Below are 15,599 nucleotides of genomic sequence, written 5' to 3' on the forward strand. Positions count from 1 at the left end.
AGCCATCAGCGAATCATTAAGCCGTAATCACCTGTTTTTATTGCCTGAAACTATGAAGCGCGAGATTGCCGTGCGTACCGCCAAGCCCACCCTGCAAGCTCCTGTACAGCAGCGCATCATCCACCTGCTGCAGGACATGGCGCCCACCGAGGGCTATCACCTCACGCCCATGGAGAGCGTGCGTGTACTGCGCGCCGATGGCCCGCTGGCGCGCACGCCGGTGCTCTACGACCCGGGCATCGTGATCGTCTGCCAGGGGCGCAAGCGGGGTTATTTTGGCGGGGAGCTGTATCTCTACGACGAGCAGCATTACCTGGCGGTCTCGGTGCCGGTGCCCTTCACCATGGAGACCGATGCCACGCCGCGACGTCCCTTGCTGGCCCTGTACCTGCACCTGGACTTCACGCTGGCTGCCGAGCTGGCGCTGCAGATCGACCGCCAGGGCGCCCCCGCCGTGCAGACCGCGCGCAGCATGATGTCCTCACCCATGGAGCCAGCCTTGCAGGGCAGCCTGCTGCGTTTTCTGGAAGCGATGGCGCAACCGCAGGAGGCCGCCATCCTCGGTACCGCGCTGCTGCGCGAAATCTACTATCGGGTGCTCACCGGCGCCCAGGGCGAGGCGCTACGCAACGCGCTGGCCATGCGCGGTCATTTCGGCAAGATCGGGCGGGTGCTGCGGCGTATCCACACCGACTATGCGCAGGACCTGGACGTGATGCAGCTGGCGGCCGAGGCCGGCATGAGCGCGCCCAGTTTCTACGTGCATTTCAAGGAAATCACCCAGGCCTCGCCGATGCAGTACCTGAAGTCGATCCGTCTGCATCAGGCGCGTCTGCTGATGGTGCGCGAAGAGATGACGGCCGAGGCGGCCGCCCATGCGGTGGGTTATGTCAGCACCAGCCAGTTCAGCCGCGAGTTCAAGCGCCTCTTTGGTGCCACCCCGGTGGCCGAATGCCGGCGTCTGCGCGAGAGCTTTGCCCTGCCGCCCGGCTTTGCGGATGCGCAGTTCGTGTCCTCGCATTGAGCCCTCGGGCTGCAGCGTTCAGCGGGCGATATACCACTCGTAACGGTGGTTCCAGGCCACGAACAGGTTCATGACGATGGCCCCCACCAGCGAATAGAGCACGCGGTCGGCCGGCATGAAGCAGGCCGCCGTGGCGAACAGCACCAGGTCGAAGCCCATCAGCAGCCAGCCGGCCTTGAAACCGGTGCGCTCCTGCAGGTAGCTGGCCAGGATGCTCATGCCGCCGCAACTGGCCTGGTGGCGGAACAGGCCGATCAGCCCGATGCCCACGCACAGACCCGCCAGCACGGCACCCACCAGCGGATCGAGGTGGCTGTAGCTGATGTAGTTGCCGGCGATATTGGTCAGCACCGACACGGCGGTTACCGCCGCCAGCGTGCGCCAGGTGAAGGCCGCACCCATGCGCAGGGCCGCCAGCAGGTAGAAGGGCAGGTTGATCAGCGCAAAGGCCGTACCGAAGCTGACCCCGGTGGCATAGCTGACCAGGAAGGCCACACCGGCCACCTGGCCGATGATGAGACCGAGACTATGCAGCATGGACATGCCGAAGGCGATCATCACCACCCCGAACAGCTGGCCCTGCAGGTTGTCGATCCAGTTATGGCGTACCTGGGGAAGCGCTGCAGCGCGCTCGCGCGGGCGGGGCAGGGACGAGGAAGACGAGGGAGAAGCGGGTGCCACGGGGGCAGGGGAGGCAGACGAAGAGCCGGCAGTAGAAGTCGTCATGGCAATACCAATCATCAATCGTGGATAACGAACGCGTTACGGCAATGGACAGGCCAGCGGGTAAGCCGACACCACCATTGCATTTGCGACTGCCTTCTGTCGTCGACAGTCGCCGCAGGGGCGCATGGTAATTGATTTGTTGCGGCGCAGCGACTGCTGGATGCGGTCGCGCTGCGTCCTTGCAACATTTCCCATCTAGCAGGAAATATGCCAGGGGGTCCGAGGGATGAGCACCGCAATGTCGCCTCCGGCTAGAATCCCGTCATGGACATTCTTTCTCCCACGCCCGCCCAGGAATGGATCAGGCTGCAGCGCGACGAGGACAGCGGCATCGAGAGCATCGGCGCCCATTTCTCCGGCCATGCCTACGATCCGCACGACCATGACGAGATGCTGGTCGGCGTGACCCTGCAGGGCGTGCAGCGCTTCCGCTGCGGCACCGCCTTGCACGTCAGCACCCCCGGCAAGTCCATCCTGATCGAACCCGGTGCCCTGCACGACGGTCACGCGCCCCATGAGAGCGGCTTTACCTACGCCATGCTCTACCTGCCCACGCCCTGGCTGGACAGGATGACCGACCACCTGCGCCTGCCCGCGATGACCCGCTTCGCCACCTTCCGCCAGACCCTGCACGACGACGCCCAGCTCGCCGGGGCCATCCACCGGGCCTTCCTTGCCTTGCACCAGCGCGAGGGCAAACTGGCCCGCGACCTGGCCCTGGACCGCATGCTGGTCTTGCTCTCCGGCCAGTTCGACGACAGTGTGGCGGGAAGAAATGAGCCACCTTCCCCGGCCCTGCAACGGGTGCGCGATCTGATGCATGCACGTTTCGCCGACGATCTGGGCCTGGAAGAGCTGGTCGCCTGTTCCGGCATGGACCGGTTCCGCTTGAGTCGCCAGTTCAGCCGGGCCTTCGGGCGCACCCCGCATGCCTATCTGGTGCAATTGCGCCTGCGCCTGGCGCGCAGCCTGCTGGCGGCCGGCCATGATCCGGCCCAGGTCGCGGCCGACGCCGGCTTTGCCGACCAGAGCCATCTGGGCCGCTGGTTCCGGCGCGCCTACCGCATCACCCCGGCCGCCTACCGGCGCGTCTGCACAAATGTTCTAGAGTGAAACGTGGCGGCTTCCTAAGATGGAATGCTCTGAATCCTGATCGGGAAGACCGCATGTTCGATACCAAAATCGCCATCCTGGTGCGCAATGACCTGCCCGTGTGGCAACGCCTGAACGTCACCGCATTCCTGGCCACCGGCATCGTCGCCGCCGCGCCGCAAGCCCTGGGTACGCCCTATGTCGATGCCGCCGGGAAAAGCTACACCGCCCTGTGTGGCCAACCCATCCTGATCTTCGAGGCCGACCTGCAGGGTCTGCAGGCGGCCCATCGCATCGGCCTGGAACGTGAACTGATCGTCGCCCCCTATGTGCAGGCGATGTTCTCCACCGGCCATGACGACGCCAATCGCCAGGTCTTTCTGGCGGAAGACCCGGCATCCATGAACCTGGTGGGACTGGCCCTGCGCGGCGGCAAGAAGGCGGTGGACAAGGCCACCAAGGGACTGTCGCTGCATCCCTGAAGGAAGGCCAGAGCGGGGGGAGGGGACAGGGCTGGACAGGCTGGATGGCGACGGCCGCTCAGGCCGGTCGCGTCATTCCAGTTCCTTCAACTTCTGGTGCAGCACCTCCACACGCTGCAGGTGGCCATTGCCGCGTTCGCGCAGACGTTCGGCCGTCAGCGAACAGATCAGGTTGATTATCGCGGAGACGGCCACCACGCTGTCGAACAGCATCATGCCGTCGGTATGGCAGCGGATCACCCAGTCGGCGCGTCGGGCCGGCTTGCCGGCGATCACATCGGACACGTACAGGGTCTTCACGCCGGCCTCGGCCAAGGCTTCCATCGCCAGGGAGATCGCCGGCACCCGGCGTCGCAGACCGATCACGATCGCCATGTCGCGCTCGCCCAGGTCACCCAGGTACTCGGCCAGCGTATCTCCTGGCGCCGGCAGCACCAGCACATTGCTGCGCACCTGGATCAGCTCGCGCCGGATCATCTGCGCAATCGTATGGCTGTGACGATAGCCGATGATCGCCACGCGCTGCGCATTGGCAATGCCATTGACCGCATCGGTCAGGACCTGCGGATCCAGCGAGCGGTAGGTATTGGCCAGGTTGGCGACCTCATGGTTCAGGTGCGCCTCGATGGTGGCGCCGAGCCCGCTTCGGGCTTCCTTTTCTCCGCGCTTCTGCAGATACAGGGGCGACCCGCCCATCAGCGCCGCCCGCGCATCTTCCCGGGCATCGTCGTAGGACGCATAGCCGAGTTTCTGGAAAAAGCGGGTGGCCGTGGCCTTGGACACCTGGGCGCTTTCGGCCAGCTCCGTTGCCGTCTGCATGGCCAGCTGACCCGGTGCGCTGAGGATGATGTCGGCCAGCCGCTGGTCGATTCCCGAAAGCTGTTCGTACTGCGCCGCGATGCGGCTTTCGATGGAGGCCGAAGCCTTGTTCTTCTTGGTCGGAATGCTTGCCATGGTTGTCTGGACGGCCTGGTCTGGGATGCTGCGCGATGGTGCAAGAATCATTCCAGTGCAGCGCGGCGCACCTGTCTTGTGCGGGGCGGTGCTGCCCTGGACCGAGAGGCATTGTACGTCGTCGGCGTCGTCGTGAAACAGATATTTCAAATTTAGCCTGATTGTATCTGGTGTTTCACGGCGTTCCTCGTAGGAAACTGGTGTTTCAGGATTGATTGGCATGAAACATGCATTGCATGATCGTGCTTGCCCGGATCGCCTGTGCGATCCCATCGTCCCTCAACCTCCAGGAGCCGCCCATGTCCGCACCACGTCTGTCCCGCTATCTGCTTTCCGCACTGCTGTTCTGCAGCGTCGCCGCCCATGCCGACACGCTGGACGACATCAAGAGCCGCGGCAAGATGATCGTCGCCATCGATCCGACCTTCGCGCCCTATGAATACACCGATGCCTCCAACGCCATCGTGGGCTACCACCCGGCCGTGCTGGCGGCGGTGGCCAAGAGCCTGGGCGTGAAGATCGAATACCAGCGCATGGCCTTCAGCGGCATCATTCCCGGCCTGTTGTCGGGTTCCTTCGACATGGAAGGCTCGGCACTGAACGTGACGGCCGAACGCGCCAAGCGCATCGCCTACGTGGTGCCGACCGGCAAGACCGTCAACGGCCCTCTGGTGCGCGATGACTTCACCAGGATTCCCGCCAATCCCACTCCCGAATCGCTGGCCGGCCTGACCGGCGCGGTCAAGACCGGCAGCGCGCCCGAGGGCATCCTCAAGCAGTTCAACGACACGCTCAAGGCCAAGGGGCTGGCGCCGATCACCCTGCTCAGCGTCGATAGCGTCGACCAGACCGTGGCCGCCCTCATGACCCGCCGTGCCGACTTCGTCTTCGATGACCTGACCGTGCTGGCCGACGTCATCAAGCAGCACCCCGGCAAGATGAAGATCACCGGCGAACTGGGCCCCTCGCAGTGGATCGCCCTGGCCACCCGTCCCGAAGACAAGCGCCTGAACAAGGCCGTCAGCGACCAGATCCTGGCCATGAAGAAAAGTGGCGAACTGGCCCGCCTGCAGCAGCAATACCTGGGCGTCACCTTCGCCACGCCCGATGCCGATTTCATCCCCGCCAAATAAGCGCCCAATACGACCTGCCAGCATGTGCAACTCTACCCACTCCCTGACCGTCCCCGCCGGTCATGGCCGGACCTTTGAAGTCAAGGCCGGCCAGTTCCTCACGATCACCGATGTCGAGGGTCAGCAGGCGGCCGATTTCGTGGCCGTCGTCGCCGGCGACAAGAGCGAGAAACTCTCGCCCACGCATACCCGCCGCAGGCTGCAGTCGATCTTCTTCGACGTCGGCGACCACCTGTATTCCTCGCTGGACCGGCCGCTGCTGCGCGTGGTGGCCGACACCGTCGGCGTGCATGATGCCAACGTCCCGGCCTGCGACGATACCCGCTTCACGGTCGACTTCAACGTGATCGGCCACCGCAATTGCCTGGACAACATGCACGAAGGCCTGGCGCTGCACGGCCTGTCCAAGTTCGACGTGCCGGAGCCCTTCAATCTGTTCCAGAACGGCCCGGTCACCGCGGACCGCCGCATGCAGGTCACCGACCCGACCAGCAAGCCGGGAGATCACATCACCTTCGAGGTGCTGGAAGACCTGCTCTGCGCCGTCTCGTCCTGCCCGCAGGACATCATTCCCGGCAATGGCCTGCGGGTCACCGATATCGCCATCTCCATCCATGACGCCGATCCGCACCGCCGTGCCGGGGCGTCCACCGACTGACTACCATGCTGCTGCTCAAAGAAACCCCGCCCCGTCAGCCCCTGCCACCCACGCGCCTGGTGGTGCCGGCCGGCGAAAGCCGCGCCATCGACGTCAAGGCCGGCCAGATCCTGCGCATCGAAGCGCGCGAGGACGGCGCCACCGCCATGCTGTTCGCCTTCGACCGCGCCCAGCCTGACATCTTCATGTCGGTGCACCATACCCGCGTCTTCAGCAATTCCTATGTCCTGCAGGCGGGCATGCGCATCGTCAGCAACCGACGCCGCGCGCTGATGGTGCTGGGCAAGGACAGCGTCGGCACGCACGACCTGCTCATGCCGGCTTCCACCACCGCCTGGCTGGCCGCCAACGGCTATGCCGGCCAGACCGGCTGCGTGGAGTCGGTCTCGGCCGTCATCCAGGAGCAGGGTTTGACGCCGCCGCGCCTGCCGGACCCGATCAATCTCTTCATGCATGTCGACCTGGACCAGCAGGGCCGTATCATTCCCTTGCCCAGTCGCACCCGGGCCGGCGACTTCATCGCCTGCCGGGTGGTGGCCGACATGGTCTTCGTGGTCTCGGCCTGTTGCACCGGCGTGCCCGGCAACGACCGACCGGGGGCGCTGGAAGTGGCCACCGCCGAAGAACTGAACGCCCTGTAGGCAACGGAGAGCGCGCATGTGGTTTAGCCCCCAGGTGATCCAGAGTTTTCCCGCGCTGTTCGACGGCTGGATGATGACGGTCTCGCTCACCGTGCTGGGTGCCATCGGCAGTCTGGCCTGGGGCCACCTGGCGCTGGCCCTGCAACTGGCGCCGCTGGCCCCGCTGCGCTGGCTGGTGCGGCTCTACATCAGTTTCATGCGCGGCACGCCCGCGCTGGTGCAGTTGTTCCTGGTGTTCTTCTCGCTGCCGCTGATCGGGCTGGGCGGTCATCCGCTGCTGGCGGCGGCATTGACGCTGGGCCTCAACAGCGGCGCCTACACCGCTGAAATCCTGCGCGGCAACCTGCGTATCGTCCCGCGTGGCCAGATCGAGGCCGCCACTGCGCTGGGCATGGCGCCCTGGCGCATCGCCACGCGCATCGTGATGCCGCAGGTGCTCAGGGCCAGCATCCCGGCGCTGGTCAATGAATTCACGATCCTGCTCAAGACCACGCCGCTGGCCTCGGTGGTGGCCGTGACCGAGCTGACCTATGCCGGGCAGATGGTGATTGCGCGCACCTATACCTCGTCCCAGATCATGCTGATCGTGAGCATCGGCTATCTCGCCGTCGTGTTGCCGGTCCTGGCGCTGGGCAGGCAGCTGAGCCGGATGCCGCGGTCCGGTCAGACCCGACTGACCAGCCCGGCCACTCCGGGGAGAAGCTGACATGGCCTTCGATCCCGGTATCCTGCGCCCGCACGTCCCGGCCTTGCTGGTAGGTCTGGTGGACACTTTCTGGCTGTGCGCAAGCAGTGCCGTGCTGGCCTGCCTGCTGGGCATCGTGCTGGTGGTGTTGCGACGCATGGGGCCGCGGCCGCTGGCCGTGCTCATCGATGCCTATATCGCCGTCACCCTGGCCTTGCCCTTGCTGGTGCTGCTCTATGTGAGCTTCTACGTACTGCCCGACTTCGGCCTGCTGCTGCCAGCGCCGCTGGTGGGGGTGCTGACGCTGGCCATCTATTACGCGCCCTATATCGCCCAGGTGATCCAGGCCGCCATCGACGGCCTGCCCCGGGGCACGGTGGAAGCGGCGGTCGCCATCGGCATGCCGCCGCTGGCCATCGCACGCCGGATCGTGGCACCCCAGGCCTTGCCCCTGCTGCTGCCGACCATGACCGGGCTAGGTATCGGCCTGTTCAAGGATTCCGCATTGCTGTCGGTGATCTCGGTGCATGAATTCATGTTCGCCGCCAAGAGCGTGGTGGCCGAGACCTACGCGCCACTGGAAGTCTATTGCATGGTGGCGCTGGTCTACTGGGCCGCCACCGGCTTGCTGCATGCACTGACGCGACGCTGGGAGCAGCGCATCGCCATCGCCCATGGCGTCCAGTCCCATGGCATTTCATCCTCATCCAACGCTAGCACGCCATGAACCCGACAGAACCGAATTCTCCCGTCGGTGGCGCGATCGCCCTGCGCGTTCGCGACATCGTCAAGTCCTTCGGCCCGCAGCGCATCCTCGACGGCGTCAGCCTCGATATCGAACGCGGCAAGGTGGTCTGCATCCTCGGCCCCTCGGGGTCGGGGAAGTCGACCCTGCTGCGCTGCCTGAACTGGCTGGCACCGCCCGACGCCGGCGAGGTCTGGATCGGCGATGAGCGCGTGGGCGTGCGGGAAGGGCCGCACCAGCGCCTGCAGCCCCGTCCCGCGCGCGAGATCCGTGCCCAGCGCAGCCGCATCGGCATGGTGTTCCAGAACTTCAACCTGTGGCCGCACATGAGCGTGATCGACAACGTCATGGAAGGCCTGATCTCGGTCAAGGGCATCCCGCGCCTGGAGGCCAGCGACATCGCCGCCGAAGCGTTGCGCAAGGTCGGCCTGGCTGGCAAGCACACCGCGATGCCGGCCGCGCTGTCGGGCGGGCAGCAGCAGCGGGTGGGCATCGCCCGCATGCTGGCCATGGCGCCGGAAGTGATCCTTTTCGACGAACCCACCTCGGCCCTCGACCCCGAGCTGGTCGGCGAGGTGCTGGCCGTGATGCGCGCCCTGGCGGCCGCCCAGACCACCATGATCGTCGTCACGCACGAGGTGGCCTTTGCGCGCGATGTGGCCGACGTGGTGGTCTTCATGGACGGCGGCAAGGTCGTCGAGATGGGGCCGCCTGAGCAGGTGATCGACCAACCCTCTTCGGCGCGACTGCGCCAGTTTCTTCAACGTTTCAACCCAGGAACCCCGACACCATGACTTCTCCCGCTTCCATTACCGTTCCCGCCGGCCACGGCAAGGCCGTGCGACTGCAGGCCGGACAGGCCGTGCGCGTCATCAATACGCACGGCACCCAGGTGGTCGATTGCTGGGCATGGAACGCCTACGACCTGGCCGAATACATGTGCATGGAGACCACCCGCGTCTGGAACCAGCGGCTCAACCCGGTGCTCGGCGACAGCTTCGTGACCAACCAGCGCCACCCCATCCTCACCGTGGTGGAGGACGCCACGCCGGGCGTGCATGACACCTTCATGGCCGCCTGCGACCGCCGCCGTTACGAATTGCTCGGCGTGCAGCACTATCATCGCAATTGCTGCGACAACATGTTCGAGGGCATGTTCGAACTGGGCGTGACCCCGCCACGGGCCAACCTGGCCTCGTTCAACATCTTCATGAACATCCGCGTCCAGCCCGACGGCATCACTCTCAAGACCTTGCCCACGGTGACCAAGCCGGGCGACTTCATCACCCTGCGTGCGGAGATGGATTGCTTCGTCGCTTTTTCGGCCTGTCCGCAGGACATCGTGAAGATCCAGGGGCAGGGCGACAATACCCCCAAGCCGGTCGAGATCAGGGTGCTGGAGCAGTTCCAGTCGGACCTGCCAGGCACGCGCACCTGGGTGCCGCAGGATTGAGCGGGCAGGGCCAAGCGGCCTGCAGGCGGGCACCGGTCACGGCTGGCCGGCCGCCTTTTCGCGAATGATGCGGATCAGCCGCAGCGCCGCCGGTGACAGGTACATGTCGCGCCGGTGGGTCAGGCCCATGCGGCGCAGCATGGTGGTTTCCTTCAGGGCCACCTCGCGCAGGTGGCCCCGGCCGCCCTGCAGATTCAGCTTGGACGCAAAGCCCAGCAGATTGCTGCGCTCGATGAGCGGCAGGATCATGTTCAGCACCGTGGGCGTGATCTGCACGTCGGGCCGGGGCAGGTGATGGCGGTCGAAGACATTGTCCAGCCACTGCCGGCTCAATACCGATTGCGCCGGCAACACCCACTGGTATTCCAGCAGGTCGCGCAGCCGGACCTTCCTGTCGAAGATGGGGTGATGCGGGCTGGCCATCACCACCATCTGGTCCTGCATGATTTCCTCGGTATGGAATAGCTCGTCATCCTGGATCATCGGCCCCAGCACGATATCCAGTTCTCCCGCCTTCAATCCCGTCAGCAGGACATCGTTCATCGACACCTTGAGGTCGATGGTCACCTTGGGCGCCTCCGCCAGCAACTGCTGGCAGATGCCCGGCAGCACGTGCTCGGCCAGCGTGGGGACGCAGCCCAGGCGGATGTTGCCGTCCCGCCCATTGGCATAGTCACCGATCTCGCGTGCGGTCTCGTCCATCATCAGGCTGATCTGGCGCGCCCGGGTCAGCAGCGCCTGGCCCACGGCGGTCAGGCGGATGCCGCGCCCGGCCCGTTCAAACAGCGGCGCCCCCAGTTGTTCTTCCAGGCGATCGATGCACTTGGTCAGTGCCGGCTGGGTCTTGTAGAGCCGCTCGGCGGCCCGCCCCACGTGGCCTTCCTCGGCGATGACGGCGAAATACTTGAGGTCGCGGAAGTCCATAAATCATTCCTGAAAGTTATCAAACGCAAAATAAAAGCAAATATACATTAAATATTCGCCCGCGTAGACTGCCCTCCAAACAAGAACCCCGCCCACCGTGGCGGCGACAACATGGAGACCAGCACGATGCACGTCCAGCCTTCCCGGCGCCACTTCCTGCGGCGCAGCGCCCAGTGGGCCATCAGCCTTGGCGCCGGCAGTTATCTGCCGTCCGCGCTGGCCCAGCCCCAGCCTGTCAGCTACCCCCATTCTTCCGGCAGCGAAGCCGCGTCGGCCAGGCTGCCGGCCGATGCCTGCGACTGCCACATGCATGTCTACGACCCGCGCTTCCCCTGGGCACCCGGCGCCAGGCTGCTGCATCCGGCAGCCACCGTGGCGATGTACCGCCATCTGCAACAACGGCTGGGGACCACCCGCAACGTGGTGGTCACACCCTCGGCCTATGGCGTGGACAACCGCTGCACGCTGGACGCCCTGGCCCAACTGGGCCCCCGCGCACGCGGCGTGGCCGTGGTGAACGACCAGGTCAGCGACGACCAATTGCAGGCCCTGCATCAGGCAGGTGTGCGCGGCCTGCGTTTCAACCTGGCCCTGGGCTCGGTCACCACCGTAGAGATGATGGAGCCGTTGGCGCGCCGCGTCGCCCCGCTGGGCTGGCACCTGCAGGTCAACATGCCCAACGAGGTCTTGCTGGCCAATCGCGCAGTGCTGGCCCGCCTGCCGGTGCCGCTGGTGTTCGACCACTTTGCCCGCATCCCGCTGCAGGCCGACGCGACCCATCCGGTATTTGATTTCGTGACCGGCCTGATGCGCGAGCGGCGCGCCAGCGTCAAGCTTTCCGGCGCCTATCTGTACAGCAAGCGGGGCGCGCCCGACTACGACGACGTCGCACCGCTGGCCCGCACGCTGGTGCAGCTTGCGCCTTCGCAAGTGGTCTGGGGCAGCGACTGGCCGCACCCGACCGAAGAGCACAAGCCCGATGACGCCCGCCTGCTCGACGTGATGACCACCTGGCTGGGCTCGGACGCGCTCATGCGCACCGTGCTGGTCGACAACCCGACCCGCCTCTACCACTTCTGACGGAGCACCCCATGTCCCAGGCATCGATCAATCCCGTGGCGCAGCCGGCTGTCACCGAAGCGACCGTCAGCGAGCAGGTCACCATGAAGAAGGTGATGCGTCGCCTCATTCCCTTCATCCTGCTGTGCTACGTGGTCAGCTATCTGGACCGCATCAACGTCGGCTTCGCCGCCTTGACCATGAACAAGGACCTGGGCCTGACGCCCTCGCAGTTCGGGCTGGGTGCGGGTCTGTTCTTCATCGGTTACTTCTTTTTCGAGATTCCCAGCAACCTGGCGCTGCACCGTTTCGGCGCCCGCATGTGGATTTCCCGCATCATGATTTCCTGGGGCCTGATCTCGATGGCCACCGCCTTCGTGGTCGGTCCCAAGAGCTTTGCGCTGGCGCGCTTCCTGCTGGGCATGGCCGAGGCCGGCTTCACCCCGGGCATCTACCTGTACTTCACGCAGTGGTTCCCCGGCGCCTGGCGCGGCAAGGCCACGGCCTTCTTCCTCATCGGCATCCCGGTGGCCAACATCATCGGCTCGCCCCTGTCGGGCGCGCTCATGGAGTTGCACGGCATGTGGGGCTTCCAGGGCTGGCAGGTGCTGTTGCTGCTGGAGGCCGTGCCCGCCGTGCTGCTGGGCGTGCTGTGCCTGTTCCTGCTGCCGGACCGTCCATCCAAGGCCGCCTGGCTCAGCAGCGACGAAAAGCGCTGGCTGGAAAACGAACTCTCGACCGAGCAGAACGTGCTGGCCGCGCGACATGGCAACAAGCTCAAGGACGCCTTCACCAACTGGCGCGTGTTCGCCCTGGCAGCCGCCAACTTCTGCGGCATCATCGGCTCGCTCAGCATCGGCCTGTGGCTGCCGCAGATCATCCGCGAATTCGGCCTGCCTTCGCACCAGGTCGGTCTGGTGGCGGCCATCCCCTATCTGGTCGGCGCCATCGCCATGACGCTCTGGGCGCGCCTGGCCAACCGCAGCCAGCGGCGGCTGGTCTATGTGGCCGGTGCCATCGTCCTGGCCGCGCTGTCGCTGGCGATCTCGGCCTTCCTGCATACGCCGCTGCTGAAGATGCTGGCCATCACGGTGGCGGTGGCGTCCATCCTGTCCTTCCAGGCTACCTTCTGGGCCATCCCCTCGGGCTTCCTGACCGGGCGTGCCGCAGCCGGCGGACTGGCCCTGATCGTCTCCATCGGCAACCTGGGCGGCTTTGTCGGACCGTCGGTGATCGGCTTCATCCGCGAATCGACCCAGGGCTTTACCTATCCCCTGATCTTCGTGGCCGCCGCCTTGCTGCTGGGCGCCGTGATCACGCTGGCCCTGGGCGATCCTTCCCGCACAAATTCCCGCACGACGTCTTCTTCCAAGGAATCAGCATGAGCTTCTTTGCCCCGCCTCCGGTGGTCGAGGCCACCGTCTTCACCCGCCTGCCGGACCATTTCCGTACCCCCCGCAAGAACGCGTGGGGCGATGCCAACCGTGGCGGCCAGCCCATCGATTCCTTCCTCGAAGGCCCGTCCTTCGACCGCCAGGGCCGGCTCTACGTGACCGACATTCCCTACGGCCGCATCTTCCGCATCTCGATGCAAGGCGAGTGGGAACTGGTCACCGAATACGACGGCTGGCCCAATGGCCTCAAGATCGACAAGACCGGTCGCATCGTCATCACCGACTACAAGCGCGGCCTGGTACAACTGGACCCCGATACCGGCACCGTCACGCCACTTTTGGAGACGGTCGGCTCTGAAGGCTTCAAGGGCGTCAACGACCTGGTCTTCGGCCCCAAGGGCGAGATCTATTTCACCGACCAGGGCCAGACCGGCCTGCAGGACGCCACCGGCCGCGTCTACCGGCTGGCGCCGGACGGCCAGCTGACCTGCCTGATCAACACCATTCCCAGCCCCAATGGCATCGTCTACGACCCGGCCCTGAACCATCTGCTGGTGGCCGTGACCCGCGCCCAGCAGATCTGGCGCATCCCCCTGCATCACAACGGCGTGGTCGGCAAGGTCGGTGTCTTCGCCAACCTGCACGGCGGCATGGCCGGCCCGGACGGACTGGCCCTGGACGCGGAGAGCTGCCTGTACATCGCCCACACCGGCTTCGGCTCCATCTGGCGGCTCTCCAAGTTTGCCGAGCCGCTGCTGCGCATCCGCTCCACGGCCGGCATCTCCACCACCAATCTCGCCTTCGGCGGGCCGGAGGGCAAGAGCCTCTTCATCACTGAATCCCAGACCGGCAGCATCTTGCGCGCCGACGTGCCGGTGGCCGGTCTGCCCATGTATTCCCATACCTGAGGCTGAACCCTCGGCCCTGACTTCACTTCCAGCAAAGGACCCACACCATGAGCCAGCAACCTGATTTCATCCGTGACTTCGACCGTGTCGACGCCGCCATCGTCGCCAAGGCCGCCGAATTTCCCGCCTCCATCCTGGCCGACGTGGCCGGCCGTCGCGGCACCCTGTGCAGCCGCGTGGCGCCGCTCTCGCCCACCATGCGCGTGGCAGGTCCCGCGCTGACGGTGGAAGTGCGCCCCGGCGACAACCTGATGATCCACGCCGCCATGGCCATCGCCAAGCCGGGCGACGTGCTGGTCATCGATGGCAAGGGTGACGAGACCAGCGCACTGATGGGCGAGATCATGGTCTCGCAATGCAAGGCCAGCGGCCTGGCCGGCATCATCATCTACGGTTCGGTGCGCGACACCGAGGCCCTGCGCGAGATCGGCTTCCCCGTCTATGCCGTCGGCGCCAACCCCAACGGCCCCACCAAGAACATCGCCGGCCGCGTGAACTGGCCCATCTCGGTGGGCGGCACCGCCGTGCAGCCGGGTGACCTGATCGTCGGTGACGCCGACGGCGTGGTGGTGGTCGAACGTGAGAAGGCCGCCTCCCTGCTGGAGGCCGCCGCCAAGAAGGTAGCCGACGAAACCAAGCGCCTGACCGAGATCCGTGGCGGTGGCCCGCTGCGCCCGGGCTGGCTGGAAGGCGCGCTGCGCAAGGGCGGCGTGCTGGCCGAAGGAGAAACACTGTGAGCGGCGCCCACAAGGACGCGGTGATTGTCACCGGTATCGACCTGGCCCCGGCCGCCGTCGATATCCTGCGCGACTACCAGCTGGTCTACACCAGCGCCAAACCGACCGAGGACGACCTCATCAAGCTGGCGCAACAGCACCAGCCGGTGGCCATCATCGTGCGCTACGGCGGCGTGAGCGCGCGCGTGATGGATGCCAGCCCGGCGCTGCGCGTGATCTCCAAGCACGGTACCGGCATCGACACCATCGACAGCCAGGCCGCGCAGCAACGCGGCATCGCCGTCAAGGCCGCCGTCGGCGCCAATGCTCCGGCCGTGGCCGAGCATACCTGGGCGCTGATCATGGCCTGCGCCAAGAACGTGGTCGGCCTGGACCGCCGCATGCGCGAAGGTCACTGGGACAAGTCCACCCACAAGAGCCTGGAGCTGCAGGGACGCACCCTGGGCCTGGTCGGTTTTGGCGCCATCGGCCGTCGCGTGGCCGCCGTGGCGGCCGCGCTGGGCATGCCGGTGCTGGCCTACGACCCGTATGCCAAGGAAGCGGCACCGGGCGTGCAACTGGTCGATCTGGACACGCTCTATGCCCGCTCCGATGTGGTCTCGCTGCATTGCCCGCTGACCGCCGAGAACAAGCACATGATCAACGCCCAGTCGCTGGCCCGCATGAAGGATGGCACCATCCTGGTCAACACCGCACGCGGTGGCCTGATCGACGAAGCGGCCCTGATCGCCGCCCTCAACAGCGGCAAGCTGCGCGCCGCCGGGCTGGACAGCTTCGAGAAGGAACCCTTCGCCGCGCCGCATCCCTTGCAGGATGTCGGCAACGCCATCCTCAGCCCGCACATCGGCGGCGTGACAGCCGACGCCTACATCGCCATGGGCACCGGCGCTGCCCGCAACATCCTGGCAGTGCTCAACGAGCAGGCCATTGCCGGCTGATCCATAATCACCCCCGGGCCAGCCGCCGAGACAGGCGGCGCCCGCC

Annotated in this window: 18 protein-coding genes; 15 read left to right on the forward strand and 3 right to left on the reverse strand. The window is 65.8% G+C overall.

What is annotated here, in order from left to right; genetic code table 11:
- Positions 1-136: 136 nt before the first annotated feature.
- Positions 137-1,024: an AraC family transcriptional regulator gene (locus HBH1_RS05825; protein ID WP_369878600.1), complete on the forward strand. Its 888-nt coding sequence runs from the start codon at positions 137-139 to the stop codon at positions 1,022-1,024.
- Between the two features lie 18 nt (positions 1,025-1,042).
- Here HBH1_RS05825 and HBH1_RS05830 read toward each other — a convergent pair whose 3' ends face one another.
- Positions 1,043-1,750 carry a YitT family protein gene (locus HBH1_RS05830; RefSeq protein WP_233207532.1) on the reverse strand — a complete coding sequence of 236 codons (708 nt, stop codon included), beginning with the start codon at positions 1,748-1,750 and terminating at the stop codon, positions 1,043-1,045.
- A gap of 264 nt (positions 1,751-2,014) precedes the next feature.
- Here HBH1_RS05830 and HBH1_RS05835 point away from each other — a divergent pair, with 264 nt between their 5' ends.
- Positions 2,015-2,863, forward strand: a complete 849-nt coding sequence (locus tag HBH1_RS05835) for an AraC family transcriptional regulator (RefSeq protein WP_102661948.1) — start codon at positions 2,015-2,017, stop codon at positions 2,861-2,863.
- A gap of 53 nt (positions 2,864-2,916) precedes the next feature.
- A complete protein-coding gene (locus HBH1_RS05840) occupies positions 2,917-3,324 on the forward strand; it encodes a DUF2000 family protein (RefSeq protein ID WP_102661949.1) in 408 nt (135 codons plus the stop codon).
- 72 nt (positions 3,325-3,396) lie between these two features.
- Here the strand turns inward: HBH1_RS05840 and HBH1_RS05845 are convergent, their stop codons facing one another.
- Entirely contained in the window at positions 3,397-4,278 is an 882-nt protein-coding gene (locus tag HBH1_RS05845; RefSeq protein WP_102661950.1) for a MurR/RpiR family transcriptional regulator, read from the reverse strand.
- Between the two features lie 299 nt (positions 4,279-4,577).
- Between HBH1_RS05845 and HBH1_RS05850 the strand changes: the two genes are divergently transcribed.
- The 7 genes from HBH1_RS05850 to HBH1_RS05880 are packed head-to-tail and all read left to right on the forward strand — an operon-like array spanning position 4,578 to position 9,593.
- Positions 4,578-5,411, forward strand: coding sequence for a transporter substrate-binding domain-containing protein (locus tag HBH1_RS05850; protein ID WP_102661951.1), 834 nt, complete (start codon positions 4,578-4,580; stop codon positions 5,409-5,411).
- Between the two features lie 22 nt (positions 5,412-5,433).
- Positions 5,434-6,069, forward strand: coding sequence for a DUF1989 domain-containing protein (locus HBH1_RS05855; RefSeq protein ID WP_077235187.1), 636 nt, complete (start codon positions 5,434-5,436; stop codon positions 6,067-6,069).
- Between the two features lie 5 nt (positions 6,070-6,074).
- The gene (locus tag HBH1_RS05860) at positions 6,075-6,710 is read left to right on the forward strand and encodes an urea carboxylase-associated family protein (protein WP_102661952.1); all 636 of its coding nucleotides are present in this window, start codon (positions 6,075-6,077) and stop codon (positions 6,708-6,710) included.
- 16 nt (positions 6,711-6,726) lie between these two features.
- Complete coding sequence (locus tag HBH1_RS05865; protein WP_102661953.1) at positions 6,727-7,416, forward strand: amino acid ABC transporter permease; 690 nt, start codon at positions 6,727-6,729, stop codon at positions 7,414-7,416.
- 1 nt (position 7,417) lies between these two features.
- Positions 7,418-8,122, forward strand: a complete 705-nt coding sequence (locus HBH1_RS05870; protein WP_102661954.1) for an amino acid ABC transporter permease — start codon at positions 7,418-7,420, stop codon at positions 8,120-8,122.
- Positions 8,119-8,934: an amino acid ABC transporter ATP-binding protein gene (locus tag HBH1_RS05875; RefSeq protein WP_102661955.1), complete on the forward strand. Its 816-nt coding sequence runs from the start codon at positions 8,119-8,121 to the stop codon at positions 8,932-8,934. The genes HBH1_RS05870 and HBH1_RS05875 overlap by 4 nt, the downstream gene beginning before the upstream one ends.
- On the forward strand, positions 8,931-9,593 hold the full coding sequence (locus HBH1_RS05880) for a DUF1989 domain-containing protein (protein ID WP_102661956.1): 663 nt from the start codon (positions 8,931-8,933) through the stop codon (positions 9,591-9,593). Before HBH1_RS05875 ends, HBH1_RS05880 begins: the two co-directional genes overlap by 4 nt.
- Before the next feature lie 36 nt (positions 9,594-9,629).
- Here the strand turns inward: HBH1_RS05880 and HBH1_RS05885 are convergent, their stop codons facing one another.
- Positions 9,630-10,517 carry a LysR family transcriptional regulator gene (locus HBH1_RS05885; protein WP_102661957.1) on the reverse strand — a complete coding sequence of 296 codons (888 nt, stop codon included), beginning with the start codon at positions 10,515-10,517 and terminating at the stop codon, positions 9,630-9,632.
- A 126-nt stretch (positions 10,518-10,643) separates the two neighbouring features.
- Here HBH1_RS05885 and HBH1_RS05890 point away from each other — a divergent pair, with 126 nt between their 5' ends.
- From HBH1_RS05890 to HBH1_RS05910, 5 genes are read left to right on the forward strand one after another with little or no spacing between them, the layout of a single operon-like run.
- Positions 10,644-11,597: an amidohydrolase family protein gene (locus HBH1_RS05890; protein WP_102662105.1), complete on the forward strand. Its 954-nt coding sequence runs from the start codon at positions 10,644-10,646 to the stop codon at positions 11,595-11,597.
- An 11-nt stretch (positions 11,598-11,608) separates the two neighbouring features.
- Positions 11,609-12,961 (forward strand): MFS transporter, encoded by a 1,353-nt coding sequence (locus tag HBH1_RS05895; RefSeq protein ID WP_102661958.1) that lies wholly within the window; start codon positions 11,609-11,611, stop codon positions 12,959-12,961.
- Positions 12,958-13,878 (forward strand): SMP-30/gluconolactonase/LRE family protein, encoded by a 921-nt coding sequence (locus HBH1_RS05900; protein WP_102661959.1) that lies wholly within the window; start codon positions 12,958-12,960, stop codon positions 13,876-13,878. The genes HBH1_RS05895 and HBH1_RS05900 overlap by 4 nt, the downstream gene beginning before the upstream one ends.
- Before the next feature lie 47 nt (positions 13,879-13,925).
- The gene (locus HBH1_RS05905) at positions 13,926-14,615 is read left to right on the forward strand and encodes an RraA family protein (protein WP_006464819.1); all 690 of its coding nucleotides are present in this window, start codon (positions 13,926-13,928) and stop codon (positions 14,613-14,615) included.
- Positions 14,612-15,553, forward strand: a complete 942-nt coding sequence (locus HBH1_RS05910) for a hydroxyacid dehydrogenase (protein ID WP_102661960.1) — start codon at positions 14,612-14,614, stop codon at positions 15,551-15,553. The genes HBH1_RS05905 and HBH1_RS05910 overlap by 4 nt, the downstream gene beginning before the upstream one ends.
- Positions 15,554-15,599 lie beyond the last annotated feature (46 nt).

Source organism: Herbaspirillum sp. BH-1, from assembly GCF_002870055.1.
Taxonomy (GTDB): Bacteria; Pseudomonadota; Gammaproteobacteria; order Burkholderiales; family Burkholderiaceae_D; genus Herbaspirillum; species Herbaspirillum frisingense.

What these genes read in the sequence shown, in the direction of transcription:
- HBH1_RS05840 (WP_102661949.1), top strand. Translation starts at nt 2,917, where the DNA reads ATGTTCGATACCAAAATCGCCATCCTGGTGCGCAATGACCTGCCCGTG.
- HBH1_RS05880 (WP_102661956.1), top strand. Translation starts at nt 8,931, where the DNA reads ATGACTTCTCCCGCTTCCATTACCGTTCCCGCCGGCCACGGCAAGGCC.
- HBH1_RS05875 (WP_102661955.1), top strand. Translation starts at nt 8,119, where the DNA reads ATGAACCCGACAGAACCGAATTCTCCCGTCGGTGGCGCGATCGCCCTG.
- HBH1_RS05845 (WP_102661950.1), bottom strand. Translation starts at nt 4,278, where the DNA reads ATGGCAAGCATTCCGACCAAGAAGAACAAGGCTTCGGCCTCCATCGAA.
- HBH1_RS05825 (WP_369878600.1), top strand. Translation starts at nt 137, where the DNA reads ATGGCGCCCACCGAGGGCTATCACCTCACGCCCATGGAGAGCGTGCGT.
- HBH1_RS05850 (WP_102661951.1), top strand. Translation starts at nt 4,578, where the DNA reads ATGTCCGCACCACGTCTGTCCCGCTATCTGCTTTCCGCACTGCTGTTC.
- HBH1_RS05835 (WP_102661948.1), top strand. Translation starts at nt 2,015, where the DNA reads ATGGACATTCTTTCTCCCACGCCCGCCCAGGAATGGATCAGGCTGCAG.
- HBH1_RS05870 (WP_102661954.1), top strand. Translation starts at nt 7,418, where the DNA reads ATGGCCTTCGATCCCGGTATCCTGCGCCCGCACGTCCCGGCCTTGCTG.
- HBH1_RS05855 (WP_077235187.1), top strand. Translation starts at nt 5,434, where the DNA reads ATGTGCAACTCTACCCACTCCCTGACCGTCCCCGCCGGTCATGGCCGG.
- HBH1_RS05830 (WP_233207532.1), bottom strand. Translation starts at nt 1,750, where the DNA reads ATGACGACTTCTACTGCCGGCTCTTCGTCTGCCTCCCCTGCCCCCGTG.
- HBH1_RS05860 (WP_102661952.1), top strand. Translation starts at nt 6,075, where the DNA reads ATGCTGCTGCTCAAAGAAACCCCGCCCCGTCAGCCCCTGCCACCCACG.
- HBH1_RS05900 (WP_102661959.1), top strand. Translation starts at nt 12,958, where the DNA reads ATGAGCTTCTTTGCCCCGCCTCCGGTGGTCGAGGCCACCGTCTTCACC.
- HBH1_RS05890 (WP_102662105.1), top strand. Translation starts at nt 10,644, where the DNA reads ATGCACGTCCAGCCTTCCCGGCGCCACTTCCTGCGGCGCAGCGCCCAG.
- HBH1_RS05865 (WP_102661953.1), top strand. Translation starts at nt 6,727, where the DNA reads ATGTGGTTTAGCCCCCAGGTGATCCAGAGTTTTCCCGCGCTGTTCGAC.
- HBH1_RS05905 (WP_006464819.1), top strand. Translation starts at nt 13,926, where the DNA reads ATGAGCCAGCAACCTGATTTCATCCGTGACTTCGACCGTGTCGACGCC.
- HBH1_RS05885 (WP_102661957.1), bottom strand. Translation starts at nt 10,517, where the DNA reads ATGGACTTCCGCGACCTCAAGTATTTCGCCGTCATCGCCGAGGAAGGC.
- HBH1_RS05895 (WP_102661958.1), top strand. Translation starts at nt 11,609, where the DNA reads ATGTCCCAGGCATCGATCAATCCCGTGGCGCAGCCGGCTGTCACCGAA.